Below are 26,135 nucleotides of genomic sequence, written 5' to 3'. Positions count from 1 at the left end.
TAGCAAATCAATCGATGGGATGAAGGGGATGAATAACGAACAGGCGTTCCGCATCACCCGGCGCATCGTCGGGAAAGTCTGTGCTGGCAAAACCTTCACGAATGTCCAAACACGCACCTTGGGTTTTTGCAAACCCCCTAAACAGCGCTTCTGATGCGCCGTTGGATGGCGTGACGGTGGTTTCCATCGTGCGCACCGTGGCGCAGCCTGGAAGCGTGACCAAGCCGTCCAGCAAGCGCTGGCCTATGCCCAAACCGCGAAATTCGGGCAACACCGCGATCTGCCACACAAACAGCACCTGGGGGCGTTTGGGCAGGCGGTAGGCGGTCACAAAACCTGCGGGCTGGCCATACACTTCAACCACGGCCGACGTGTCGCAGAAGTTTTGACACATCATCATGTACGCATAGGGTGAATTCAAATCGATGCCCTTGGCGTCGCGGGCGATTTCCCACAACAGGGCACCATCGCTTTCCAGCGCCGTGCGCACGGCCACGCCGTCTTTATCAAGAAGAGCTTCGCTGTCCTTGATCATCGCCGCGGACATTTTCATGTCGGCATTTAATGAGGGGGTTTGATGTTGCGATGAGCCTGTGCCGACACCTTGGGGTGTCACATAAAGATCAGTCATACTGTCCTGCTTTTTCTGTTAGATGGTGACGCAATGTGGCCCGCCAATGCCTCGACAAACGCAAGGACGAGCAGGGGTAAACAGTCGATACTGCTATCGACGGGTCATGCGCTCAATTTAAGAAGGGAATGAGATGCTCGGAATGGGGCATGCTATGGGCCCCCACAAACACCCACCCCAGAGGACGACTGTTGCGCGTCGCGGTGTTCGAAACACTTAACGCACACGTCCCTGCGCCAGCCACTTCGCGCGGAGCAAAGGTCAGCGTTTTATCTTCAGGTTCCAACGGGGTATTTTGATCTAACATCAGCTTCAATGGTAAGGATTTGCGCAACAATGTCAAATCCGTCCCTGTGAAAAGCATGTGAAGAGTTTGTAACAACGCCGATTAGGCTTAAAAATCAAGGTCCTGGTAGTGTCTTGGCGGGGGTGCGCCGGGAATGTGATCTTGCAGCAAGGACCGAAAACTGGGGCGCGATTTGATCCGGGCGTACCAGTCTTTGGCCAAGGCAAAATTCGCCCACGGCACGTCGCCCAAATAATCCACGCACGACACATGCGCGGCCGCCGTAATATCGGCCAAGGTCAGATGATCGCCCGCCAACCAGGTGCGCCGTTCAACCAAATAGCCGATGTACGCCAAATGGTGATTGATGTTGGCCTTGCCCGCGCGGATGGCCGTGCTATCTGGCGAACCAAGACCCAAGAACCGCTTCATGATTTTTTCGCCCACCAAATTGACGGTCACTTCGCGGTCGAATTTTTCATCAAACCATTGGCACAGACGCCGCACTTCGGCGCGTTCCAACGGCCCCGCTCCCATCAAGGGTGGGGTGGGGTGAGATTCGTCCAAATATTCCGAAATCACTTGGCTACCGGAAATCGCCGTGCCGTTGGCTTCCACCAACACCGGGACTTCACCAGCGGGGTTCAGGCGCAAAAAGCCTTCACGTCGCTCCCAGGTTTTTTCCACCTCAAGATCGAACGCCAACTTTTTTTCCCCCAAAACAATCCGCACCTTGCGGGAATGGGGAGACAGCCAATTGTGATACAGCGTGCGCATGGCAACCTTATACAACAAATTTTGCGGCCCAAAATAGTCTCTGAGCCAAAATAGACAGAAAGAACGTCCCGGCGACACAACCGCTGTAACCTTTGGCGTCTTTGGGCGAATACCATCAATAACACCATGAAACCGCCGCATTGAAACCTTACCTGTAGAACAGTTAAAAAAGATTATCGGAGTGACCCATGCTGATCAAAATCCCTAAATCGTGGCAATTGCGCGACTCTGACGCGACCCCTCAAAACATCTACAAGGATCGGCGGCGCTTTATGGCCGGTGTTTTGAAGGGCACGGGGGTCGCCATGGCGGGCGGCATAGCGGGCAGTTTGATCGGCCGGGACGCCTTTGCCGCTTGGGTCAGGGGCGAAAAACTGGCCAACGTGGTGAAAAGCCAATACACCGTGGATGAAGACCTCACCCCTTACGAATCGGTCACAGAATACAACAACTTCTACGAATTCGGCACCGGCAAGGATGACCCGTTCGACAACGCCAAAGATTTTGTCACCCGCCCCTGGACCATCGAAATCGCGGGCGAAGTCGCCAAACCCGGCACCTATGACATTGAAGATTTGCTCCGCTCCGAACAGCTGGAAGAACGCGTTTACCGACACCGCTGCGTCGAAACGTGGTCAATGGTGGTGCCGTGGGTGGGGGTGTCGCTGGCCTCCATCATCAAGCGCTTGGAACCCACGTCCAAGGCCAAATACGTGGCCTTTGAAACCCTGCTCGACCCCGAACGCATGCCCGGACAACACCGCCGCGTGCTGCAATGGCCCTATGTCGAGGGCCTGCGCCTGGATGAAGCCATGAACCCGCTTACCTTGCTGGCCACGGGCGTCTACGGGGAAGTTCTGCCGCCGCAAAACGGCGCACCGATCCGCTTGGTGACGCCCTGGAAATACGGCTTCAAAGGCATCAAATCCATCGTCCGCATCACCTTTACCGAAAAAGAACCGCCGACCTCTTGGAATTTGTCGGCCCCTCATGAATATGGCTTTTACGCCAACGTTAACCCCGACGTTTCCCATCCCCGTTGGTCGCAGGCCAAAGAACGCAAAGTCGGCGAATTTTTTAAACGCCCAACGGTAATCTTCAACGGCTATGGTGAAGAGGTCGCAAGTCTGTACACGGGTATGGATTTGGCGAAAAAATTCTGATGAGCACGCGCACCTTGACCTTACCAAACAGCCTCTCCATCCAAGCGCCCTACCGCGTCACGTGGTGGCTGATGTTCACCGTCATGGCGTTGCCGTTGGCGTGGTTGGTGGGCTTGGGTTTAACCGGCGGGTTGGGGGCCAACCCCATTGAATTCATCAATCGCTATTTGGGCGATTGGGCTTTGCGTTCGCTGTTGGTGACTTTGGCCGCAACACCGTTGAAGATTTTGTTCGGCTGGGTTTGGCCGGTGCGTATGCGCCGTATGCTGGGGCTGTGGGCGTTTGCCTATGTGGCGCTGCACTTGACCAACTATGTGGTCATCGACAACTTTTTTGCCTGGGGCGACATTTGGAAAGACATCGTTAAACGCAACTTCATCACCGTCGGCATGATCGCCTTCCTCATCCTTTTGGCCTTGGCAGCGACGTCGTGGAACGGGGCCATCAGGCGCCTGGGCGCAAAGTCATGGAAACGCCTGCACAGGCTGGTGTACGTGGCGGCGGCGTTGGGGTGTTTGCATTACATCTGGATGGTCAAAGCCGACTTGCTGGCCCCCACCGTGCACAGCGTTATCTTGGCCCTGTTGTTGTCGGTTCGTGCTTGGCATATCTTCCGATCACAGCCCCGCTAGACAGACTTTTAAATTGTCGGCAATTGATAATCGTCGGTATGGTCGATGTCCCCTTCCTCAAAAATGGACATCAATTCGGCATAAAGCTCCAGCTTCGGCGTCATATAGGGCACATTGATGATGCTGCGCTGATCGTGGGGCTGGCCCAACGGAATGCCGAAATCCATGAAGATGTTGTCAATCCACAGATCGAACAACATTTGCGAGACATGACCATAACTGACCAACAAATCATAATACGTAAAATAGGCCAGCACGCTTCGGTACATACCAAAGCTTCCGCCACCGTCCGGGGGCTCTGCCGCTTCTGCAATACCATCGGCAAATTCATTCCACAGCAAATTGAAGCACCCCTGCAAAGCGATGCCGCCACCGCCCATGGCGACTTCAACCGCATTGCGCACGGTCATATAGGTGCCATCCTTTTTCATATAATAAAATAATCGAGTCCGGTTTTCCGGCGTAACCGGATGGGGTGAACTTGATATGCTGGACACAGTTGTACGCATCCATGATCCCCAGCACCGCCGCGACGGCTGCGGGCATGGTCGCCGGCGTGACGTTGATGCCGATGCGCCAATCTTTGCCCACCACGCCACTGCGCGCCAGCGGCAACGTGACATGCCCACCTGCACCGTAAACCGTGTTGGCGGGATAGACGTGCAGATAGTTATCGGTCGCAAGTTGGGCCTGTTCAGACAAATCCACGTTCAACGGCTGTTGATATTCCAGCAACAGATTGGCGTTGTTCAATTGCGGCCAATCGTCATCTTGCAACACCACCATACGATTGCCGAGCGTCGTAAACGTGGTTGCCATTGCGGTGCGCAAGGGCTGATCGACCAATGCCACCTTGGCGACAATTCCTAAGGGAAGTGTCTGCGCGTAGATGTCATAAATATCATCCATGGCGATTTTGATATCATCGATATCGGTGGTCAGGTCAAGTCCTTGACCCTCAAGAACCTGCATGCGGTTCCACACCAAAGTTTTAAACGTAGCAAAGGATTGTGCGGACGTCGTCGGCATGGCATTTACTCCCATCAGTATGTCAAGTGGACGATGTGCTGCTCTTCAGCCAAAACGCCGTGGCCGCACCGCTCTCCCTGCGAAGCTTTTTCAGCTTGCTCGGGTCAACACTGCCTTTAAGTCGACGAACCACATCAAGTGCCTTAAGCGTGGCACTGTTCAGGTCAGGCTCTGTTTTATGGGACGAACCTGACGCAGATTGAACGGCCGCATTCAGACCCGCCGTTATCTTGTTTACGAAGGCATTTAGGTTGGCCACCAACGCCGCGTCTGCGCCTGATTTCAAGGCTGCGGCTAAAGTCTTCAATCCCGGTTGGTCAAGCGTTGCCGCCTTGGTGAGGTTTTTGAGGTCCATACCCTCCACCCCCGACAAGGCCGTTTCAACGGATGATTTCTGCGCAGACATCAGCGTCATTAAATTCGAAATTTGGGCGGTGGCACCACCATCTTTAATCTTGCCGGATGCAATGTCCGTCTCCAGCGTATCCGCCTGATCGGCGAGAGCCGCCATCTTGACCAACGCGTCTGAAACACTTTTAAGGGTTTCAGAGGTTCGAAACGCATAAGCGGATTTATTCATTTCCGCTTGCCATTGCTGCGTAAACTGATTGCTATAAATATCAAAAAGACTGGCATAGATCGTGGATCTGTCGGCCATGTCAGGCACCCTCAGACTCTGAAATGTGAGCGCGCAACGGCACGCCCTTCCATTATCAGGACGGTCCAGAGGTCAGTTTGTGATGCAAATAATGCTTAAGCGTTTACGGCTTTGCGGGCGCTGTGGATACAAAATACAAAACGGCCCTCACCCCTTTTGGGGGTTTGTCAGACATCCCGCGTCCAGGCTCGGAAGGCGTGCCCTCAATGGGCATCATCCCAATTGGCGCCGATGCCGACATCCACCACCAGTGGCACATCCAGGGTCGCGGCGCTTTCCATCACCGCTTTGACCAAGGTGCGGGTGGCATCCAATTCGCTGTCCGAAACTTCAAAAATCAATTCATCGTGGACCTGCAACAACATGCGCGCCGATAGTCCGGCCTCCGCCAACGCGCCCGGCAAATGCACCATGGCGCGTTTGATGATGTCGGCCGCTCCGCCCTGGATCGGCGCATTGATGGCGGCGCGTTCGGAAAATCCGCGGACCATGGGGTTCTTGTCATTGATACCGCCGACATGACATTTGCGTCCGAACAAGGTGGTGACATAGCCGTGTTCAGCGGCAAACGCCTTGGTGTCGTCCATGTATTTTTGAATGCCGGGGAAACGTTCGAAATAGGCCTTGATGTAATCGCTGGCTTCGCCGCGTGAAATGTCCAACTGGCGCGCCAAGCCGAAGGCGGAAATGCCGTAGATGATGCCGAAGTTGATGGCCTTGGCCCGGCGGCGCACCATCGGGTCCATGCCTTCCAAAGGCACGCCGAACACTTCCGACGCGGTCATGGCGTGAATGTCCAAATCCGCATGAAAGGCTTTTTTCAACTGTTCGATATCGGCCACGTGGGCGAGCAGGCGCAATTCAATTTGTGAATAATCCGCGCTCAGCAATGTGTGTCCCGGCTCGGCGATAAAAGCCTTTCGGATCTTACGGCCTTCTTCGGAACGGATGGGAATATTTTGCAAGTTGGGATCAGACGACGCCAGCCGCCCGGTCGACGTTCCAGCCATGGAATAAGACGTGTGCACCCGTTTGGTGTCCGCATTGATTTGGTTGATCAAGGCATCCGTATAGGTGCTTTTCAGCTTTGCCAATTGACGCCAGTCCAAAACCCGCGCGGGCAGCTCATGACCTTCAGCGGCCAAACCTTCCAAGATATCCGCACCCGTGGCATAGGCCCCGGTCTTGCCTTTTTTGCCGCCTTGAATGCCCATCTTGTCGAACAGAATTTCGCCCAACTGTTTGGGCGAGGCGATGTTGAAGGGCTCGCCCGCGATGGTGTGGATTTCAATTTCCAGATCGCCGAGGCGCTTGGCAAAATCATCCGACAGACGTTTCAGTTCCGTGGCATCGACCTTGATGCCTTCACGTTCCATCTGCACCAAAACCGGAATCAGGGCGCGTTCCAAAGTTTCGTAAACCGTGTTCATGTGCTCAGATGCCAATCGCGGCTTGAGCCTTTTATAAAGCTTCATGGTGACGTCGGCATCTTCGGCGGCGTAATCCAAGGCCTTGTCCAAATCGACCAAGTCGAATGTCACTTGCGCTTTGCCGGTGCCGGCAACGTCTTTGAACTTGATGGTCTCATAGTCCAGATGCAGACGCGCCAGTTCGTCCATGCCATGACCGTGCTGACCGCATTCCAAGACGTAGGAAATCACCATGGTGTCATCCACCGGGGCGATGTTGACGCCGTACCGGCTGAGCACCACCATATCGTATTTGATGTTTTGCCCGACTTTGAGAACGCCCGGATTTTCCAACAACGGTTTCAACAATTCCAGCGCGCGCTTCAAGGGAATTTGCTCCGGTGCGCCTTGGGCGGGGCTGTCTGCGCCGTCGCCAAAATCAAAACCGCCTTGAGCTTGCGGACCTTTGTGAGCCAGCGGAATGTAACACGCGCGGCCCGGCGTCACGCACAACGACACCCCCACCAACGCAGCCGACATGGCGTTGAGCGAAGTGGTTTCCGTGTCCACCGCGACAAGCCCGGCATCTTGGGCCTCAGCAATCCACGCCGCCAAAGCGGCTTCGCTTTGCACAAGTTCGAATTGGACCGCGGGGAGCGGTTCTAATATAGGCGCTACACTGGGTGGGACGCCGGACAAGCCCCCCGATGCAACAGAGACTTTGGCATTGCCGTTGTCGCCGATGGACAAGCCCAACGCTGCGACCTTGGCAAACAAGGATTTAAAATCTTGTTCTTTCAAAAACGCCAACAGCAAATTGACGTCGGGACGCACCACGTCGAAATCATCCAACGGCACGTCGACCGGAACATCTTGGCACAGCGTCACCAATTGTTTGGAGATGCGCGCATTGTCGGCTTGTTCCATCAATTTTTCACGGCGCTTGGGCTGCTTGATGGTGTGGGCGTTGCTCAGCACACCTTCCAAATCGCCAAAGGTGTTGATCAGTTCCGCGGCCGTTTTGACGCCAATGCCCGCAACGCCCGGCACGTTGTCGGAACTGTCGCCCGCCAACGCCTGCACGTCGATGACCCGATCCGGGCCGACACCGAATTTCTCAAACACTTCATCGGGGCCGATCATGCGGTTTTTCATGGCGTCCATCATCACCACGCCGTCGCCGACCAACTGCATCAAGTCTTTGTCCGACGACACGATGGTGACCTGGGCGCCCTTTTCGCGCGCTTGGCGGGCGTAGGTGGCGATCAAATCGTCGGCCTCATAGCCTTCCATATCGACGGCCTTCAAGCCCATCGCCCGGGTCGCTTCGCGCACCAGCTCAAACTGCGGAATCAAATCGTCCGGTGCGGGCGGCCGGTGGGCTTTGTATTCGGGATAAATGTCGGAACGAAAGGTTTTGCGCGCCCGATCAAAAATCACCGCGATGTGGTCCGCATCGGTGTCGGCCAACAACTTCAGCACCATGGCGGTGAAGCCGTACACCGCATTCACCACGGTCCCGTCCGGACGCTTCATGGAATCGGGCAGGGCGTGATATGCGCGAAAAATAAATCCCGACCCATCGATGAGAAAGACGTGTTTCATACCGCTTAGTGCGCTTGGACTTTGGCGTTGGCATCCAGCACGAACACTTGGGAGCAATACGGGCACACCGCCTTGTGCGTGTGCGGGTCAAGCTTCACGTAAACGCGCGGGTGACCGCCCACTGTGTGGTCGCCATCGCAAGCGACGGTGGTGGATGTCACGGTGGTGGGGGCCGTGTCAGTCATGGCATCTGTTCCTTCAGTATCGGGATGGTCGAAAATGGATAACGGGGAGGCGGAATACACCCTTCTATATAAGTAGACTTGCACCGCCGTGCAAAGGGCTTACATTTCACACGAAATCAAATCCCCGGTCAGCAGGCAATTTTTTGTGATGATACCTGAAGATCGGGCGGTTGCAATGCACTGAGGAGTTAATATTCGTGACCTCCCTGACCCAAAGCGGGCCCGAAAACGCGGTCGAGATCCGCAATTTGTCCAAGACCTATAAAGCCCAAGGCCGACGGCCTGAAATGAAGGCCCTGTCCGACCTCACCTTGGACATTCCGCGCGGCTCGTTTTTTGGTCTTTTGGGGCCAAATGGCGCTGGAAAGTCGACTTTAATCAACATTTTGGCGGGTTTGGTATTGAAAACGTCGGGTTCCGTGAACATTTGGGGTCACGACATTTCCACCGATACCCGCGCCGCCAAGCGCGCCATCGGGATTGTCCCGCAAGAGCTGAACATCGACCCATATTTCACCCCCAGCGAAGCCTTGGAAGTTCAAGCCGGCCTTTACGGCGTGCCCAAAAATCAACGCAGGACCGAAGAAATTCTGCATGCCGTAGGGCTATCGGATAAATCCCACGCCTATGCACGCACCTTATCGGGCGGCATGCGGCGGCGTTTGCTGGTGGCCAAGGCCCTGGTCCATACCCCGCCGGTGTTGGTTTTGGATGAACCGACGGCGGGCGTTGACGTCGAATTGCGCCGCCAATTGTGGGCCTATGTGCGAAAACTCAACAAAGAAGACGGCGTCACCGTCCTGCTCACCACCCACTATTTGGAAGAAGCCGAACAGCTATGCGACCGCATCGCCATCATCAACGGCGGGCAGCTGATCGCGTGCGACACCACCAAACACCTGATGGGCAAGTTGGACAGCAAACGCGTCACCGTCATGCTGACCGAGGATTTGGCCGATGTGCCCGACAGCCTCAAAGGCTTTAACGTCGCCCTCATAGACAGCCGCGAATTGCAATTCACCTATCAGCCGAGTTTGGTCAGATCGTCAGACATCATCACCGCCGTGCAAAGCGCCGGACTGAAGTTTGCCGAATTGTCGACCCAAGAACCGGAACTTGAAGACATCTTTGTGCAACTGACGACCAAGACCCAAGACCCTGTCGTTCGTCCCTAAACGCGAAAATACGGGATTTAACCATGACCAAAATTGATGCCCCAATTGGCGACGAAGGGTATCTGCTCGATCCCAACGATTGGACCGAGGCCATCGCCGAACAATTCGCCGCAGCCGAAGGCCTGGTCCTGACCACTGATCATTGGCAGGTGATTCGCTTTGTCCGCGATTGGTACAGCCAGCACGGCGTCGCCCCCAGTGGTCGTGACATGAGCGCATTTGTGAAAGCCAACAACCTGCCCCGAAACCGCGTGTTCGAGCTATTTCCCTATGGCTATGTGCAACAAACCTGTAAGATTTCCGGCATGCTGAAGCCCCGTTCGTGGAGCACCGGCTGAACGGTCATGGTTGAACGGTGTTATAAGGTTTTGAATGCTCGATATCCTCTTGGCTCATCCCGCCGCCAATTTGGTCGGCATTGTCTGCGTCGCCCTAGGTGCAACGTGGCCGCTTTATAAAACGCGCAGCAGTTTGCTGTGGGCACAGGTTGCCGTGCATGGTGCATTTTCCCTGCATTTTTATTTGCTGGAGGCCTTTACTGGCAGCATCATGAATGCCCTTGGCGGCGTGCAGGCGATCAGCGCAATTCCGCTGGGCACCCGTCCCGGTTTTAAAATCATTTATCTGTTGAGCTTGCCGCTGATTGCCCTTGGTGCGTATCTGACGTGGCAAGGCTGGCCATCGGTGTTTTCATCCCTCGCGTTGGCCTTGTTCAGCTTGGCGCGTTATCAAAGCACCATCTTGCCATTGCGGCTGTTGATGATGCTTGGCATTGTGTGTTGGACCGTCCATGACGTATTGGTCATGTCCATACCCGGCTTGTCCGCCGATGCCCTGTCCCTCACCACATCGCTGTGGATGATCTTCGTTGAGCACAGAAAACGTTTGGAAGTTGTCCGATGAACAAAGACAGTTTGCGTATCGCGTTCGTTTCTCTGATCATTTTGGTTGCCGGATTTGGCATTGCCTATCAATTTGTCGAACCCGCTCCGCCCCGCGCGATCACCATCGCGAGCGGCGGTCCCAGCGGTGCCTACTTTGCCTACGCCAACCGCTACGCCGAAATTTTGGCCCGCCAAGGCATCACCTTAACGGTCTTGGAAACGGCAGGTTCGCTCGAAAACATCGACCTGCTGGCGAGCCACAAAGTCGATGTGGCATTTGTTCAAGGCGGCACCGGCGATGCCCACAAAAATCCTGAACTGGTGTCGTTGGGTTCGCTCTATTTCGAACCCCTGTGGGTTTTTGTGCGCGCCGGCCTACAGGTGGAAAAACTCAACGATTTAAACGGCCTTAAGATTGCGGCCGGGGCCATGGGCAGCGGCACCTGGGCGGTGGCGCAGCAACTGCTCGACATCAATCAAATGCCAACAGACGCCCCCACGATCCTCCACATGGGCTCGAACGAAGCGGCAGAGAGCCTCCTCAAGGGCGATGTAGACGCAGCCTTTTTTGTCACCTCGCCAACCTCGGCCCTGATCGGTCAATTGTTGGCGGAGCCCGCACAATCTCAAGTAAAGCTTTTGAATTTTATCCGTGCCCCGGCCTACACCCGCCAATTGCGCGCCTTATCCGCTGTGACCTTAAACCAGGGCGTCATCAGTTTGGGGCGCAACATCCCTGCCCACGACATCACCCTGCTGGCCCCGGCGGCGACCCTGGCGGCACGCGAAGACCTTCACCCCGCCCTGCAGACCTTATTGGTGCGCGCCGCCAGTGAAATCCACAAAGACGGTGGTTTGTTTGAGGAACCCGGCCAGTTTCCGTCCAGTCGCTATGTGGATTACCCCATGAGCGACGACGCCGAGCGTTTCTTGAAAAACGGCCCGTCGTTTTTGGAACGCTATCTGCCGTTTTGGGCGGCGGTGCTGGTGGACCGCTTGAAGGTCATGCTGATTCCGCTGCTGACATTGATGATTCCATTGGCCAAGATTCTCCCCCCGGCCTACCGTTGGCGTATTCGTTCGCGGATTTTTCGCTGGTACAAAGACTTGATCCGCATCGAACAAAGTGCGCTAAAGACCCAAGACGCCAAGACCCGAACGGCGCTGCGGGCAGAACTGCAAACCATGGCCGACGAAGTCAGGGATTTAAACGTGCCGTTGTCGTATACGGATGAAGTTTACAATCTGCGTCTGCACATCGAATTGGTCATGCGCAGTCTTCGTCCCCCATTACAATGAGTACCTTCTCCACCCGCATAGCCGAACGGGGTGACGCGGACAACATCAGCGCTTTGTTGCGGACTTCGTACACGGTTTTGATGGCCGACGATTATCCGCCGGACATTTTGGCCACCGCCCTTCCGCTGATCTGTACAGCCAACCCGGCGTTGTTGACGTGTGGGACCTATTTCGTTGCCGAAGACGCCCAGAACCGCATCATCGGCTGTGGCGGTTGGACGCCAGAATGCCCGGGAGTGCGCCCCGGCCAAGGTGAAGTTCAGCAACATATCGGCCACATTCGCCATTTTGCCACCCACCCCGACTGGATCAGGCGGGGCGTGGGCCGCGCTTTGATGACGCGCAGCAAAGACACCGCGCGCCCACAAGCCATCACCCGTCTTGAATGTTATTCCAGCTTGTCGGCACAAGACTTTTATGCGGCTTCCGGCTTTCAGACGCTCCGCCACATTGAACTTGCCATCAGCGAGTCGTGTCTGTTCCCCAGCGTGCTGATGGATTGCCCGTTGTAGGGCCAAGACAAAACCCGCCCCCCGAAGACGGGAAGCGGGTTATGCATATTCAGCTATGGTTTAACAAACACGGGGATTAATAGCCGCCTTTGCGTTTGGTTTCCGGTAGTCCGGCAATTTTGGTCGCCTGCTTGGACGGCTGCATGGGGAACAGCGTATACAAATCTTTGGTGCTCGGCTTTTCGCCCCAGATGTCCGCCATGGCTTTGACCATATTGCGTTCATTGGGCTGATTGCCGTTGTTGTTCACATATTCATCGCGCAAAAATTTAATCAGGTCCCAGTGTTTGTCGCTCAGATCGTGCAGGTCTTCTGCGGCAGCAATTTCCTTGGCAACGTCTTCATTCCAGTCGTCCAGGTTGACCAGGAAGCCTTTTTCGGTTTTCTCTAAATCTGCGTAACCCATCTTTATTCCTCACTGTTTGTCATTTTTTAGCGGTTTTGAATGTTGCGTCATCGACAAGCGCGCCGACATCTCAGCGCGCCCTTCTATATGAGATGGGACTAATATAATGTGCACTCGAGAAGATTTCCAGATGCACGTTCATGCCCACAGTCAAAACTTGGCGCAAGGTCAGGACTTAATCGCCAAAAAATTCCAGCAACCAGTCCATTTCGTCATCAGAAAGCGGAAAACCGCCATTTTTGGGTTTGAGCACACTGGGTGGTTTGATGGCGCCAAAGCGCTTTTGCATGATCAAAATGCTTTCCGGTTCCAGACCCGCTTTCCAGCACAAAGACACAACCGCCTTGGCATTTTCCGCCGTGGCAATTTTTTCCACGGCCGCAACCGATTTACCCGCCAGCACCGCAAGCGCCGCGATGGCATATTCCTTCTGCCCCGCTTTCAAGGCACTTTCCACCATGCTGGGCGCCAGTTCGCCATTTTCATGGAGCCGCTGGGCCTTGCTATAGGGTGTTTCGGTGGTCGCGGCGGCTTCTTTTTCGGCCGCCTGGTCAAGACGCCACGAAACCTCTTCGCGCACCGCCGCCGCCGTTACCGGGTCTAAGTCTTTGCGGTTCAACAACGCTTTAATCAAGTGATCGGCGACAAAATCGGCCAGCCGCAAGGCCACGCCCTTGGGCAACGTCGGACGGTGTACCAGGGGGTCTTGCAAAGCTTTGACGGTTCGCGATTTGTCACAAATGCGTTCCAGCAAATCTTCTTTAATGGACACCGAACCATTACCCAGCAACCCCGCCACGGCGGCGGAATCGTTAGACGCAAACAGCTCTTCCATCACTTCGTCGGACAGGCTGGCCCGTTTGGAAATGGCGCTCAACGCACCATCCGTAGGATTGAGGTTGATGATTTGAATCAAGTCGCGTTCGGTCAGCACCGGAGAATTTTCCAGCACTGGGGCGCACACCACCAATTCAGTGTCTTCGGCCAGATGACGGATCACATCGGGCGGCGCATCGGCCATGTCTTTTAAGGTTTCGGCGACGATTTGACGCACTTTGACGGCTTGGTCACGGGCCAAGGTTTCCAGCGCCTCATAGGTCATGCGGCGCAATTTATCCACTTCATTGGCGCTCAATCCCGGTGCCAGCTTGGAAATTTTCGCCGCCAACTGGCTGCGCACAACTTCATCGACGTCCTTGGTCAGCAGCACATCGGCGAGGCGCGGTGTGGCCGAGTTGTTGGCGATGGCGGCGCGCACCGAAGCCACTTTGTCGGTGGCCAGAAAATACAAGATTTCCGGTTGAGCACGGGGGTGCTCCGCCACCTCTTGACGCACTTTTACGTCTTGATCACTCGCCAGTTCCTTGGCTTCTTCATAATCGAGGGTCGTGCCCTTGCGGAATTTATCCAGCAAACCTTTAAACATTACGAGCCATTCATCCTTCCCAAAAGCGCCCCAATCTGCGCACTCGACCCAACCGGGTCAAGATGCTCATATAATTGACCGAATAGCCCAAGACAGCAAGTGCACACTGAACACGAAGCGACGCTTGCGGTCCAGCGCCCTAAACGCTAATGTGCGCCCCACGCACCCGTAGCTCAGCTGGATAGAGCGCTGCCCTCCGAAGGCAGAGGTCATGAGTTCGAATCTCGTCGGGTGCACCATTATTTATCTATGATTTCAATAACTTATAAAGCCTCGTTGACGATCAGTCAGCGGGGCTTTATAGTTATCTGAGCATATATAATCGTATATAAAGTGTTTGATATCAGGTAGATAGGCGCTTGTGGGATGGGAAGTGAGGCTGTTCATTTTGTAAATGGTAAGCCCGTCGCTGTCGTTTACGACATGGCGCACACGAAGGCACTATACATCCGCGTCAAGAACAGTGGCCAAAAAGGCTGGAAGTCCAAAGCAGCCGGAACGTCCAATCACGACGAAGCCAAGAACCGCGCCATTGCTTGGTATTTTGAACGTGAAGGTGATTTGAAGGCTGGCTTCCAGCTCAAGTCCAAGCAGTTCAAAGATGTCGCTGAAGCGTTCCTCGATAACTACAAATCCAATATGGATGCTGGCCTACCGAAACACTCCGCAACCGCATACGCTGAAAAGAAGGCGCTGATCCATCGCTACTTTCTACCGTTTTTCGGCGACATGGGCATTGATCGTGTTGGGAAAGCCGGGATCGAAGATTATATAAAATTTCGCATGACGTTTTGGGAAAAGCGCATTGGTGCTGGTGACGACTTTATTGAATATGAGCGCGGTGGACGCACGATCAAACGCCGTGTGAAAGAGGGCAAGCCTTCAGCGGCGACTATCAAGCGTGAAAACGCAACACTGAAACAGATATTTGATTACGCCCAAGACCAGGGCTGGCTAACGTTAGCACACAAGCCCAAAGTGATGGACATTGGCGGGCGTAGTGAAAAGCGCCCAGCTTTCACGCGCAAGCAAATGCAGCTCATTCTTGGTAAAAGCTGGCAGCGTAAATCCGACAAAAAACTCGCTCGCACTGTTGTTCATTATCGAGATCAGCTCGCGCTCTATATCGCATTTTTGTATTACACAGGCATACGCCCAGGCGAAGAAGCGAACGCCATCAAGTGGAAGCACTTACAGACGGACTTGGACGAAGCCAACAACGAGGTCCGTATGATTGTTGTGAACGCCGAGCGTGCTGGAAAAACCAAAGGATCAGCTCGCAAGGTTATTCCGAAGGGCGGATTATGGACAGTGTTGGACTACTACCGCGCCAAACAAGCTTTGTTTTGCATGGATGATGATTACATTTTTTGCACGTATGAAGGCGACAAAATCCACTCCATGAAAAAAGCATTTTCGCGCTACATGGATGAGCTTGGCGTCACGCATGACGCTTACGGGAAGCCCTATAGCCTGTATAGCCTTCGACATAGCTACGCGACGCACAACATCAAAGAGCTTGGCGCGTGGATCATTGCTAAAAACATGGGACACAGCGATGTTAAGATGCTCGAGAAGCATTACGCACACGACACGCCTGTCGATCATCACGACAAACTTTCGTAGCGCCCTACTTAACCAGCCATGCTTACTACGTTGGCTGACAATGAATGGGCTCACTTGAAAACTCTCTTAAGATAGTTTTTGTGGCTGAGAACATAAAAAAATATTCAAGTTATTATATTTTTCAAATGGTTATTCGATTTTAGAAAAAAACTTGCTTCAGCAAGTTTTTGAAGCCGCACCAAATATCTGTCGATGTGAAAGTTCCTGGCATGTGAACGATGGGGTCTCCATTTGGTGTGTCTATTGTTAAAAATAAGTCGGGTCGAGAATTCCGCCGAGACGCCCTTTCGGCAATGCCATCAGAATTCACTTTTGATCGTGCTGAGGTATCCCTGATTTTAACATCCTCTTCCTGAATTCGATTTTCATGCAAAAAAATCTCTGGCTCAGCACGCAGCCATCTCTGAAAAAACTCAAATGCAAAATCGTACGGATCTATGCCGAATTGACGTTGGACATAATATGCCAGTTCTGATGTCGTGATACGCGGTTCCATTTCTCACCCCATGCAGTTTCTGGTTTTTAGCTTCCGTCAGATATCCGCTCTTCACGCCAAGAAGTGACTCGCCAAAGTACTCAAGTTCTTTGGTGCCCCTTCAAATATGAAAGGGTTAAGAAAGACGTGGTCCACGAGCAGTTTACGCTCGACCGGGTTCAAGTTTGCTTCAGCGCAAACCACTGGCCATGCCGCATGCAAAGCTTCAATCTGACCGGCGATGATCTGCGCGGCGCTTTCAGGATTAATGAGGAAGTGCGGGGCGGCTTCAATACAGGTCGAAAGCCTACTCATCCGATTCTCGCCAGTGATCAACATCGCCTGACTGGCTTCATTGCCGGTCCTGTTTTGCGGGCAGATGTCGTAAGCGGGTGTCAGGGTCAGGTGCTTGCCGTCCCAAAAGGCCGCATGATTGCGCGCATGATCGTCGGTATTGCCGCAGAGAATGTTGAAAACCAACCGTCCGAACAGTTCGCGCAAGGTCTCTTTCGGCTTGGTGAAGCGGTGGCGAATGATCTCCGTCAAGTCTTCATAGCTTGCATAGCGAGCCATCATTTCATCGAGACCAAACAGCGTCAGGGCGGAAACCATCGCTTTGCGTTGCCATCCCTCTGCCACACGCGCCCGATCGAAACGCTCGACCAACAGCACGTCCTTGCCCGCCGCTCGCGTCAAGTGAACCGGAGCAACATGCAGTCCAACTTTCGACGCCAAGCGCATGGCGATAAATTCACCCTTCACCACGTTATGGGTGTCATTTGACGAAGAAAACTTCGCGATCAGTTTGCGATCACCATCTTCAATCATCGCCTTCGGGCGCGCGCCCCCTAATGAACTGCCATGGAACAGCGCTTGATCCAACTCAGGAGTCAAAGGAATACCGGCTTCTACTTTTTCTGCCGCACTCAACAGCTCTTCAAGCGTCGCTGCCTTTGCCGCGCGCGCCACGTAATCCGTCGCTGAAAGTTGGAAATCCAGCGCGCCAATGCGGTCGGACCCGGATTCGAGCATATAAGTCAGTTCATCGAGCGCACCGATATCCGCGTCCCTACCCCTGAGGCCGAGCGTGCGGTTGAGGATCACCCGTCGACCCCAGGCATCAGGCGCGCCGTCACGTAAACAGCTTGCTATATTCAAACCGGATTCCGGCATAATTGCACCGCGCCCCAACGGCAGTTCCGGCTCATAGATCGCGATCGCGTCTTCGCGGGCCAAGTAACTTTGGCCGTAGTTGAAGATCAGGCGCTCGCCATCGCGCGCAATGCGGCCCGCCACCACTGGCTCGGTCGCGCTGGGCAGCCAAATCCACACATAAGCTTCTTCGGGACGCGATTTAGAATTCATCCTTCACCGCCTTCAGGCTCGGCCGCACCGCTTTGGGAAGCAAGGTCATCTTATCGCGCGCCATGGCGAGATGGCGTGTCAACGTGGTCGGCTCGGCATCGAACAGATGCACACCGACAAGCGCTGCCACCTCGAACACCGCACCGATCGAACAGCCCATATCGCCGTTTTCGATGCGTTGGACGAGCCCGCGCGATACGCCCGCGCGCTCCGCCACCTCCGCAACCGTCCATTCCCGCTCAATGCGGGCATTGCGGATCATGTGGCCGAGCAATTCGGCGGCCTCCCGTCCATAGCGAGAATAACTGCGTGTCGTTGGCTTTCCCATCTGCGCTCACATATGATCTATAAACAGACCCTATAATATTTTAATGACCTATTTATAGATCATTATCACTGTTTGTTGAGTTTGTATAGGGTGGCTTCGACGCTTTGATGGGTCATGAGCGATAGTGCCGTTTTCTATAGCTCATGATCTGCATCAATTATGAGCTATAGAAAGAACCGTTTCTGATGCGCCTTATTACCGTCAAAAGCGCCTACGGGAACGCCGCATCATCCGGTGAGGCATCAGCTGAGGTGCGTAGCGCATCTTCACCGCACGCACTCTTTCTTGCTCGTATAGTTTCATCTGGTCGATAAATGGTTGAGGGTTGAAATCGCCTTTGCGGTGCCAGTTAATAAAATTCTCTTTTCCGACCAGTGTGATGTACGCTTTATCGTCCAAGCCCATCGGAATAAGCAACCAAAGTCCGTGCGGCTGATTTTCTTCACCAAAATCAAAAAAGACGGGGACATGACTGGAGGCCCATTCTTTCACGAGCCTGCATTCAAATAGATGAACAGTTACTATCAATGGTTTTTTGAATATCGAAGATCCATATCTCACAGACTCGGCGAATTGCTTGAGATCGTTCTTTCGACGAAGGCCGTCAACGACCCACACCATATTTCCGTAAAAGCTTTCCCGCGACCGCCGCTCGTCTGGATTGATATATGAGTGCTGAAACTCGATCACCCAGTCCTGATCTGTCTTCACATCAACAATATGTTTTTCACCGTCATTTGCCCGGCGCACAACTTCCTGCCATTCGACTGGAAAGTGGTTTTTCCAGTCGCGGTGCCATTCGGTTTCGTTTTCCCACCAGCGATCACAATTCCGTTTGCCCTTGTGCGCCCAGTGCCAGATATTCTTTTCGCCACATTTGGCGATGGTTGTTGCCTTACACACCGGGCATTCACCGGATAGGCCCGGTTGGGCTTCTCGGCGTTGTCCATCAATAATCGCAAGCTTCATATTGCAACTCCAATATTCGCCGCCAAAGACCACGCGGGGTCGCCAGCAGCCTGCTGTTTTTGGGTGTTGCCTACGGTGTGCGGCTTGTTACCGCTTGTTTCTGCTTTTGGCTCTCTTTAACAGAGTATTCTCGATTCTTATGCCGTATGGCTGATCCCATTTAACAACGGCTCATCGGTGAAGTCAAAATGGGTTAGCGTTTTTTGCGGCAACGCCTGACCTGTCAATCGTTACACCAAAATCATCTTTGATCAGGTGTCCGGTTAATGCAGACAGCCACTACACATAGGGTTTTCGCGCACGTCCCTTTTACGGCAGCTTTTAGCCAGAAGAGACATTCGTAATTCCAGTAGGTGGGAGCCATCCATGGCAAAATAGAAGAACAAAACTTCACTAAATCACGAAAACCCTCTAGTATTATGGCCTATGTGCGCACGCATTAATGGAGAGTATGATAAAAAAATAATCTAGAACGCGGCGGGAGTACAACGGGGGGCACGCAATGAGGTGTTTTTTCTGGCGGCATAAGATATTTTGGATCACGTTTGCCACACTATTTGTTGCGTTTGCCGTGGTGTTCTCGTTCTTCACGGGACACGATATGGCCCATCGTTATGCCCCTCAGATCAATGCCATTGAAGAAGCAAAACTTGAAATCACCGCCGCGCACCTGTGGTTAGAAGAAATCATCAGCGGTGATCAATCCCTTAATATTGGTATTGTCTGGAAGCATATTGATCAAGGTGAATGGTATGCACAGGCCCTTCTTCATGGCGGTGCTGGCCCCGAGGGTCAGATTTTAACTGTTAGGAATATTATTGTACGGCGACAGGCCGAAAAGACACTTAAGGGCATCATCGCCTTTCGGGAAATCGCCAAGCAAAGATGGGAAAACCAAACCCAATCCGGCATTGGAACGCCTAACGAACAGCGTTTTGATCAGGCCTTCGAAGATTTCCAAACTTCTGCCAACGACACCTCGACATTGCTACTGAGAGACATGAATGACAATTTACGGCTATTTGACGTTCAGTTTGTAATTTTAATTGTCATCATTCTGTCCCTCGGTTTTATGACTGGCGTGGTGTTACGACGCAACGTGAAAGCGCTTAAAGACAGCGAAGAACGTTTTAGGGCACTCAGTGATGCCTCGTATGGTGGGATCGTAATCCATGATCGTGGGGTTATCCTTGAGTGCAATCAAGGTTTATCAGACATCACCGGCTTCAGCGGTCAGGAACTCGTCGGCATGGATGGTTTTAACCTCATTACCTCAGACACCCTTGGTATTGTGCTCGCCAACGTCAAACGGGGCTACAACCAAGCTATGAAGTTAAGGGGGTCCGTAAGGATGGCTCGCAATATCCTCTTGCTATCAGAGGAAAGAATCTTGCCTACAAGGGTCAAGATGTTCGAGTCATTGAATTTCGTGATATTTCTGAGCAGAAACTGGTCGAAGCTGCGCTGGCAGTCGCCAAGCAAGAAGCCGAAGCATGCAACAATGCAAAGTCAGCATTTCTTGCTTCCATGAGCCACGAGTTGCGAACGCCCATGAATGCCGTCTTAGGTTTTGCCCAGATGCTGCAATACGATCCACAGCACCCTCTTTTACCCACACAGAATGAGTATGTTGAAAACATTCTTGAGGGGGGTGGGCACCTCCTCAAACTCATCAATCAAATCCTTGATCTGGCCAGAATCGAGGCTGATCAAACTTCACTCTCTTTGGAGGAGCTTAATGCAAATGCAGTTGTGACCGTTTGTTTGAATTTGATTCGCCCGCTTGGAAAAACCAATGGAGTAACGATTGCCAGTAAACTTGACGGAAAACCCTTATCGTTTTTGCGCACCGATTCTAATCGATTTAAGCAAGTCTTGATCAATCTTATTTCCAACGCAGTAAAATACAATAAAGATGGTGGCACCGTAACTATCGATGGCCACGAGACAGATGACAAATTTCTTCATATATCAGTATCTGATACGGGGCACGGCATCGACAAAGATGACTATCCTGGCGTCTTTCAGACGTTCAACCGATTGCACGCAGACCCGATGACGGCGAAAGAAGGCACAGGTATCGGCTTATCAGTAAGTAAGATGCTGGTGGAGCAGATGTCGGGACGGATAGGTTTTGATAGTGAAGTGGGTACTGGCAGCACGTTTTGGTTTGAGTTGCCGCTGGCCACAAATGAAGATGTGTTGATTTGGGCGGACAGCTTGCGTGTCGGCGTGGATGCCATTGACCGAGATCATCAAACACTGATCTTGTTTACGAACAAGTTATCTTATTCTTCAATTGATGAGCACGAGGTGGGTGATGTAATTGGGAATTTAATTGACTACGCCCATTTCCATTTCAGACGAGAAGAAGAGATTATGAGAGTTTGTGATTATCCTGGCCTTGAGATTCATCGTGACTTTCACAGAGACCTTGCTGCACAAATTCATGAGTTGTCGGAAAGCTGGCGCAAAGAGCAAAATCAAGAAACATTACATAATCTACGTAAGTTCATGCGCGATTGGTTGATAGGTCATGTCAAGCATGAGGATACTAAAATTACGCTTTACACCAAAGGAAAGGGCGAGGACATCACTCAGGCTTTGGAAACACTCAAATTGGCAAGAAATATAACCTCACAGACAATACAGTAATGCAAATATTCGGGTGGTAAATTCTCATGACAAAAACGATCCTCATCGTTGAAGATAACGCATTGAACATGAAGCTGTTCAACGACCTTCTTCAGACCAATGGCTATGATACCATTCAATCGATAGATGGTAGCGATGTATTGGAGATAGCCAAAAACCAAATGCCGGATCTGATAATCATGGACATTCAGCTTCCGGGACGTTCTGGTCTTGAAATTACAAAAGATTTAAAGGCCGATAAAGCACTTAAACAAATCCCTGTCATCGCTGCGACTGCCTTTGCCATGAAAGGTGATGAAAGCAAAATCCGAGAAGCTGGTTGTGATGATTACATTTCTAAGCCGATTTTGATCCCTGCGTTCCTTGAGACGGTGGCAAAGCACCTGTCTTAAACTTCGTCAAACTTCCGTTATGGGTCATTCACGCTGATCCCTAATTGGTTTGAAACTGGTCCTGAGTCCTGGGTAGACCGGAATAAAACATCAACCTATACCGAAGGAAACCGCTTGTGAGCTCAGATAGTTATTTATTATCCATCATCGAAGACGTGAAAAAATCTGGCGACACACGACCTTTAAGCAATTTTGTCTATGAGAACCGGGCAAAATTGCTACAAGATACGAAAATTTCAGCGGCTTTGCTTAATGCCTTTACGGCCTCACCTCTCGATGATGACCCCGTTGAGGCAATTGCCCTGCAAGGGTTGATTGACGAAGCGCGTATGGATGTGGAAAACGATGGTCAGCATGGCCCGGTATTCCTGAAGGACTTAAGCGAGTATTTTGCTTCACTGGAAAATCTTTCCGCCAAAGCGGCTGGCATAATTGCCACCTGCTACGCGCGCGCAAACGTCGAGGTACCCGACGCCCTGCTCGACATTCGTATACGGGAAATGAACAAGGTAATGGAAAACAGCACGCCGACACAGGGTGTGCCCCCAACACCTGGTGATATCGGCGACTTGTTAAAAACACTGTCGAAGGAAGTTGACGGCGACAATTATGCCCTGTTTGAAGGCTTACGCGAATTGATGGCCGGAGTGCCAAAGGATACCCGTCATGCACTGGCCTATGACCTTACATCTGCTGAGCACAGCGCATCTTGGACAATGGCAGGCTACTGGCTCCTCTCCCCTGACCAGTCGTTACGAGAAGCCGTAGCTCATGCCCTGCTGGAAAAAGCAAAAACAGCCGCTATGGATGGCGTGCTGGCGCGCCGCCTGCCTATGCTGCGAAGCTGGATGCCCGCCGATATGGCACGGAGCCTGCTCGATCAGGCTATCCGGGAAGTGCGCCGCCATAACCTTCCCGCATCTCCAGCAAAGAAATCAGTCAAAACATTACAAATACTTGTCACGCCGCCCGATGGGGTGGGCGCACAGTCTCTGGCTTTTTTCGCCACCAAATCAATTGCCATGGTGCTAACCAAGGCAGGCCATGGCATCAAGGATGCCTATATAATCCCTTGCCGGGAAAACTCACCCGAGGCCACCGCAATCGCCAATCAACTGGATGACATAGCCGCCGAGGAGGTTTCCAAAGAAAGTGCGCGAACCATACTCGCCGCCGCCCTAGCCGATGGTAAAACCAATGATGTGCCACCCGCCCACGGTTTTATCGACATCGCGTCCCTGTTCGGTATGGAGGACTTGCGCCCCAACCTGATGACGGCTACCGACTGGCTACACGTTCTGGACCCGGAGGGTATGATCGGTCAGATGACAACGCAATTGTATGGGCGGCGTATCAATCAAAGTGTTTACCTGATTGATGATTATGATTTCTTTGACAACTGGTTCGATGATACCGCCAAGTTGAGAAAAGCTTTTGAAACCGCCAAAAACTTTGACCAACAAATGAAACTGGCCGCCCTTCACCTTGATGAGCGCCGCGAATATTGGGCAAAACAAATGCTTCAAGTCGCCTTCTTGCTGAAAGAGGTCGATGAGGACTGGGAGAGTCTGACAATCAACGCCCACGCCCTGCTAAACGCTCGCCCCGTCGAGAAAACCGCGCTCGCCCAACATATCGCCTTCAACTCTGTTCAGGCATTCAATCATTCAAGCGGTGAGCTTTATGAGGAGTCGGAGATGATGGAACTTGATACGCTCACCCCTGACATGCTTGCCGAGATGTTGAGTGAGATTGGTATGCCGGAGAGCGATCCCGCATGGCTGGATGGTTATATGCACGCGGTCATCATTGCTCCTAAACCTATCGAACCAGACGACTGGCTTGGCGGCGTGATAGAGCAACTGCCTCCCCCGGTTGATGAAGCGATTATTATGGATTTAATCAACGCCATCTTCGCACTTTATAATCACATCGGCGGCAGCCTGGACGCAGGAGAAACAACAACCAGCCTCGGGACAAGTTCCCCATCAAGCACCGCCGCATGGGCGCGCGGGTTCTCCTCTCTGCTTGCGACCACCCCCACCGCCTGGAAGGCACGCTCCGTCACCAAAGCCGATAAAGAATTCATTGTAAGAATTAACAAAGTCGGCACAGGTGAAACAGAAACGATACCAGCAAAGGAACTCCAAACTTGGATAGCGAAGCGCTTTGCAAAATAAACAGCATATAATGGACGGCTCTATTTCAACGATTGAAAGGAGCCATGTTATGTTGTTCTTTAAAAACCCTTCCACAAATCGCGTCCCTTGGAACAAAGGCAAAATTACGGGTCAGAAACCGCCATTAAAGATCAAACATGTCTGGGCAATCCGAACGACTTTACAATTGGGCAAACAAATCCGCGACCTCGCCCTGTTTAATCTGGCCATCGACAGCAAGCTCAGAGGCTGCGATGTGGTCAAAATCAAAGTAGAGGACATCGCACCGAACGGGCACACCGCCAATCGCGCCACCGTCCGACAACAAAAGACTGGCAACCCGGTCAAGTTCGAAATCTCAGAACAAACCCGCCAAGCCGTTGATGATTATCTCAAAATACAAGACAAGGCTCCCGGTGACTACCTGTTCACAGGTCGCCGAGGCAAGCACCGCAACCTGACCACCAGACAATACGGCAGGCTGGTCGCCAAATGGACAAAAATGATCGACCTCGACCCATCTCAATACGGAACTCATTCAATAAGGCGAACCAAAGCAACCCTGATCTACAGAAAAACAGGAACCCATTCGTTCATTCAGGCTGCGCTGCGTTCCAGCCATTCACACAGCTCGCATCTTTGTCTGAACGTACCCCGGCCCTCCCGTTACGATACCCTCAGATGAATACCACCTGAACAACCGGTTCAGCGTCGGTTCCAATTGGGCATGGCATTCTCTTTCACAGCATCCTTTGAAGTTGGAGAAAAGCATATGTCAACCATCGCCAAAAATACCCTTTTCACAGGTATCGCCGCCGTCGTCATGACCATGGGCATTGCCGCCTTCGCGCAGGACCCTGAAGTGCGTTCCCCTGTTCAAAACATAACGACCAGCGCAGCAATTGAACGCCTTACCGCCGCCGGATATGGAGATATCCGCGATATTGAATTCAAGGATGGCATATATAAGGCCAAAATCTTCATGCCTACGGGCGAACAAAAGAAAATCCGCGTTGACCCGGTGTCTGGCACAATTTCCGACCCTGAAAAGTCGCGCAACGGCGTGCGCGCATGGTTCGACAAAATGGCGCGCTCTTGGAACGATGACCATACGTTGGCGGACGGGGCGCTCTCAGCCATGGAAGTGGCGCAACTGATCGAAACGGACGGACAGCATCGCCTTCTGGAATTGGAGATCGAAGACGGCGTTTACGAAGCTAAAGTCGCCACCGCGCCAGGTCAGCACGACAAGCTGCGTATCGATCCGGTGTCTGGACAGCCAATTTCCACCGATACTTTCAACGGTCATTAAGCCGTTGGCGGGCCGGGAGGCTCCCCTAACTTCCCATCTCCCGGCCCGCACCCTCATTTTTAGAAACCTAAGTTCGCGAGGACATCATGCACTACGACCGCTTTACCCGCTTGTTGCACATCCTATTGGCGCTCGGCATCACCGTTCAGATGGCCGTCAGCCTCGGCATGACCCATCCCAAGCCGGGACGCGCCGGTGATATCCTCTATGACGTTCATGAACTCTTGGGCGCCGCTCTTCTCGGCGTGCTGGTTTTGCACTGGCTGTGGTCAATGACGCGAAGCGGTCAAGTCGGCATCGGACGACTGTTTCCCTGGTTCTCCATAACCCGCATAAACGACCTGAAAACAGACATAGGGCGTTACCGCAAGGCGCTGGGGCATGGCCGATTGCCCGAAAGCGACGAATCTTCGGCATTGGCCGGAGCCTTCGAAGGGCTGGGCTTGATCGTCGGCACGGCGCTCGCGGTCAGCGGCACACTGATCCTCGTTTATGCTGTTGAGGGTCAGCGCATGACGGGATGGCTGCACGACATCAAGGAAATTCACGAAATCCTCGGCCCGCTCATGTGGGGCTACCTCGGGGTCCATGCCGCAGCCGGTTTTGCGCACCAGCTTTCTGGGCATGGTAGCCTTTCAGCGATGATGAGCATTTGGCGAAGAACATAAAATTTTGCGCTGCAGACTCGCCCAAACCACCAGGAGCGATTGGGTGGGCGAGACAAAATGGTCTTTAAGGTGCACTTAAGGTAGGGAGCCCACCTTAGTTGCCGAAACG

General features: G+C 52.9%; 28 protein-coding genes and 1 tRNA gene. 16 read left to right on the top strand and 13 right to left on the bottom strand.

The features are described from left to right. Positions 1-7: 7 nt before the first annotated feature. Complete coding sequence (gene ectA / locus BEN30_RS06935; protein ID WP_211563313.1) at positions 8-631, bottom strand: diaminobutyrate acetyltransferase; 624 nt, start codon at positions 629-631, stop codon at positions 8-10. A gap of 394 nt (positions 632-1,025) precedes the next feature. After that, positions 1,026-1,694, bottom strand: coding sequence for a glutathione S-transferase family protein (locus tag BEN30_RS06925; protein WP_069957611.1), 669 nt, complete (start codon positions 1,692-1,694; stop codon positions 1,026-1,028). Positions 1,695-1,882: 188 nt separating this feature from the next. On the opposite strand from BEN30_RS06925, the gene msrP reads away from it, so the two are divergent. Both msrP and BEN30_RS06915 read left to right on the top strand, forming a co-directional pair. Then, on the top strand, positions 1,883-2,857 hold the full coding sequence (gene msrP, locus BEN30_RS06920; protein ID WP_069957610.1) for a protein-methionine-sulfoxide reductase catalytic subunit MsrP: 975 nt from the start codon (positions 1,883-1,885) through the stop codon (positions 2,855-2,857). A 71-nt stretch (positions 2,858-2,928) separates the two neighbouring features. Beyond that, a complete protein-coding gene (locus BEN30_RS06915; protein ID WP_139134901.1) occupies positions 2,929-3,489 on the top strand; it encodes a protein-methionine-sulfoxide reductase heme-binding subunit MsrQ in 561 nt (186 codons plus the stop codon). A gap of 8 nt (positions 3,490-3,497) precedes the next feature. Here BEN30_RS06915 and BEN30_RS06910 read toward each other — a convergent pair whose 3' ends face one another. From BEN30_RS06910 to BEN30_RS06890, 5 genes are all read right to left on the bottom strand, one after another. After that, positions 3,498-3,899 (bottom strand): hypothetical protein, encoded by a 402-nt coding sequence (locus BEN30_RS06910; protein ID WP_069957608.1) that lies wholly within the window; start codon positions 3,897-3,899, stop codon positions 3,498-3,500. After that, entirely contained in the window at positions 3,877-4,518 is a 642-nt protein-coding gene (locus tag BEN30_RS06905) for a hypothetical protein (RefSeq protein ID WP_139134899.1), read from the bottom strand. Before BEN30_RS06905 ends, BEN30_RS06910 begins: the two co-directional genes overlap by 23 nt. 22 nt (positions 4,519-4,540) lie before the next feature. After that, entirely contained in the window at positions 4,541-5,176 is a 636-nt protein-coding gene (locus tag BEN30_RS06900; RefSeq protein WP_069957606.1) for a hypothetical protein, read from the bottom strand. A gap of 203 nt (positions 5,177-5,379) precedes the next feature. Then, on the bottom strand, positions 5,380-8,190 hold the full coding sequence (gene polA / locus BEN30_RS06895) for a DNA polymerase I (RefSeq protein ID WP_069957605.1): 2,811 nt from the start codon (positions 8,188-8,190) through the stop codon (positions 5,380-5,382). 5 nt (positions 8,191-8,195) lie between these two features. Continuing rightward, positions 8,196-8,375, bottom strand: coding sequence for a zinc-finger domain-containing protein (locus BEN30_RS06890; protein WP_069957604.1), 180 nt, complete (start codon positions 8,373-8,375; stop codon positions 8,196-8,198). A gap of 197 nt (positions 8,376-8,572) precedes the next feature. On the opposite strand from BEN30_RS06890, the gene BEN30_RS06885 reads away from it, so the two are divergent. Genes BEN30_RS06885 through BEN30_RS06865 form a run of 5 tightly spaced genes read left to right on the top strand, consistent with a single transcriptional unit; the run spans position 8,573 to position 12,245 of the window. Further along, a complete protein-coding gene (locus tag BEN30_RS06885; protein ID WP_245649007.1) occupies positions 8,573-9,550 on the top strand; it encodes an ABC transporter ATP-binding protein in 978 nt (325 codons plus the stop codon). Positions 9,551-9,573: 23 nt separating this feature from the next. After that, positions 9,574-9,888 carry a TusE/DsrC/DsvC family sulfur relay protein gene (locus tag BEN30_RS06880; RefSeq protein ID WP_069957603.1) on the top strand — a complete coding sequence of 105 codons (315 nt, stop codon included), beginning with the start codon at positions 9,574-9,576 and terminating at the stop codon, positions 9,886-9,888. 34 nt (positions 9,889-9,922) lie between these two features. Beyond that, entirely contained in the window at positions 9,923-10,453 is a 531-nt protein-coding gene (locus BEN30_RS06875; protein WP_069957602.1) for a YgjV family protein, read from the top strand. Further along, positions 10,450-11,733: a TAXI family TRAP transporter solute-binding subunit gene (locus tag BEN30_RS06870; RefSeq protein WP_069957601.1), complete on the top strand. Its 1,284-nt coding sequence runs from the start codon at positions 10,450-10,452 to the stop codon at positions 11,731-11,733. Before BEN30_RS06875 ends, BEN30_RS06870 begins: the two co-directional genes overlap by 4 nt. Then, complete coding sequence (locus tag BEN30_RS06865; RefSeq protein WP_069957600.1) at positions 11,730-12,245, top strand: GNAT family N-acetyltransferase; 516 nt, start codon at positions 11,730-11,732, stop codon at positions 12,243-12,245. The genes BEN30_RS06870 and BEN30_RS06865 overlap by 4 nt, the downstream gene beginning before the upstream one ends. 76 nt (positions 12,246-12,321) lie before the next feature. Here the strand turns inward: BEN30_RS06865 and BEN30_RS06860 are convergent, their stop codons facing one another. Both BEN30_RS06860 and BEN30_RS06855 read right to left on the bottom strand, forming a co-directional pair. Then, entirely contained in the window at positions 12,322-12,651 is a 330-nt protein-coding gene (locus tag BEN30_RS06860) for a TusE/DsrC/DsvC family sulfur relay protein (protein WP_069957599.1), read from the bottom strand. A gap of 175 nt (positions 12,652-12,826) precedes the next feature. Beyond that, on the bottom strand, positions 12,827-14,077 hold the full coding sequence (locus BEN30_RS06855) for a DUF2336 domain-containing protein (RefSeq protein ID WP_069957598.1): 1,251 nt from the start codon (positions 14,075-14,077) through the stop codon (positions 12,827-12,829). Positions 14,078-14,239: 162 nt separating this feature from the next. Between BEN30_RS06855 and BEN30_RS06850 the strand changes: the two genes are divergently transcribed. Both BEN30_RS06850 and BEN30_RS06845 read left to right on the top strand, forming a co-directional pair. Further along, positions 14,240-14,316, top strand: a tRNA-Arg gene (locus BEN30_RS06850). Positions 14,317-14,443: 127 nt separating this feature from the next. Further along, a complete protein-coding gene (locus tag BEN30_RS06845; RefSeq protein WP_084005175.1) occupies positions 14,444-15,703 on the top strand; it encodes a tyrosine-type recombinase/integrase in 1,260 nt (419 codons plus the stop codon). 139 nt (positions 15,704-15,842) lie between these two features. Here BEN30_RS06845 and BEN30_RS18290 read toward each other — a convergent pair whose 3' ends face one another. The 4 genes from BEN30_RS18290 to BEN30_RS06830 form a co-directional block, all read right to left on the bottom strand. After that, positions 15,843-16,199 (bottom strand): hypothetical protein, encoded by a 357-nt coding sequence (locus BEN30_RS18290; protein ID WP_139134898.1) that lies wholly within the window; start codon positions 16,197-16,199, stop codon positions 15,843-15,845. Between the two features lie 51 nt (positions 16,200-16,250). Further along, on the bottom strand, positions 16,251-17,543 hold the full coding sequence (locus BEN30_RS06840) for a type II toxin-antitoxin system HipA family toxin (RefSeq protein ID WP_069957596.1): 1,293 nt from the start codon (positions 17,541-17,543) through the stop codon (positions 16,251-16,253). Continuing rightward, positions 17,533-17,871 (bottom strand): helix-turn-helix transcriptional regulator, encoded by a 339-nt coding sequence (locus BEN30_RS06835; RefSeq protein WP_069957595.1) that lies wholly within the window; start codon positions 17,869-17,871, stop codon positions 17,533-17,535. Before BEN30_RS06835 ends, BEN30_RS06840 begins: the two co-directional genes overlap by 11 nt. Positions 17,872-18,072: 201 nt before the next feature. Next, a complete protein-coding gene (locus BEN30_RS06830; protein WP_069957594.1) occupies positions 18,073-18,840 on the bottom strand; it encodes a competence protein CoiA in 768 nt (255 codons plus the stop codon). 601 nt (positions 18,841-19,441) lie between these two features. Here BEN30_RS06830 and BEN30_RS06825 point away from each other — a divergent pair. The 7 genes from BEN30_RS06825 to BEN30_RS06795 all read left to right on the top strand — a co-directional run bounded on the left by BEN30_RS06825 (position 19,442) and on the right by BEN30_RS06795 (position 26,026). Beyond that, on the top strand, positions 19,442-20,371 hold the full coding sequence (locus tag BEN30_RS06825; RefSeq protein WP_170826985.1) for a PAS domain S-box protein: 930 nt from the start codon (positions 19,442-19,444) through the stop codon (positions 20,369-20,371). A 20-nt stretch (positions 20,372-20,391) separates the two neighbouring features. Beyond that, positions 20,392-21,495: a bacteriohemerythrin gene (locus tag BEN30_RS06820; protein ID WP_245649006.1), complete on the top strand. Its 1,104-nt coding sequence runs from the start codon at positions 20,392-20,394 to the stop codon at positions 21,493-21,495. Positions 21,496-21,521: 26 nt separating this feature from the next. Further along, complete coding sequence (locus tag BEN30_RS06815) at positions 21,522-21,887, top strand: response regulator (RefSeq protein WP_069957591.1); 366 nt, start codon at positions 21,522-21,524, stop codon at positions 21,885-21,887. 116 nt (positions 21,888-22,003) lie between these two features. After that, complete coding sequence (locus BEN30_RS06810; RefSeq protein ID WP_139134897.1) at positions 22,004-24,067, top strand: UPF0149 family protein; 2,064 nt, start codon at positions 22,004-22,006, stop codon at positions 24,065-24,067. A 49-nt stretch (positions 24,068-24,116) separates the two neighbouring features. After that, entirely contained in the window at positions 24,117-24,731 is a 615-nt protein-coding gene (locus BEN30_RS06805; RefSeq protein WP_069957589.1) for a tyrosine-type recombinase/integrase, read from the top strand. A gap of 87 nt (positions 24,732-24,818) precedes the next feature. Further along, positions 24,819-25,358 (top strand): PepSY domain-containing protein, encoded by a 540-nt coding sequence (locus BEN30_RS06800; protein WP_069957588.1) that lies wholly within the window; start codon positions 24,819-24,821, stop codon positions 25,356-25,358. A gap of 86 nt (positions 25,359-25,444) precedes the next feature. Further along, positions 25,445-26,026 (top strand): cytochrome b/b6 domain-containing protein, encoded by a 582-nt coding sequence (locus tag BEN30_RS06795; RefSeq protein ID WP_069957587.1) that lies wholly within the window; start codon positions 25,445-25,447, stop codon positions 26,024-26,026. Positions 26,027-26,135: the final 109 nt, after the last annotated feature.

Source organism: Magnetovibrio blakemorei (assembly GCF_001746755.1).
Taxonomy (GTDB): domain Bacteria; phylum Pseudomonadota; class Alphaproteobacteria; order Rhodospirillales; family Magnetovibrionaceae; genus Magnetovibrio; species Magnetovibrio blakemorei.
Note: the sequence above shows the minus strand (reverse complement) of the source record. Positions and strands in the feature narration are given on the sequence as shown.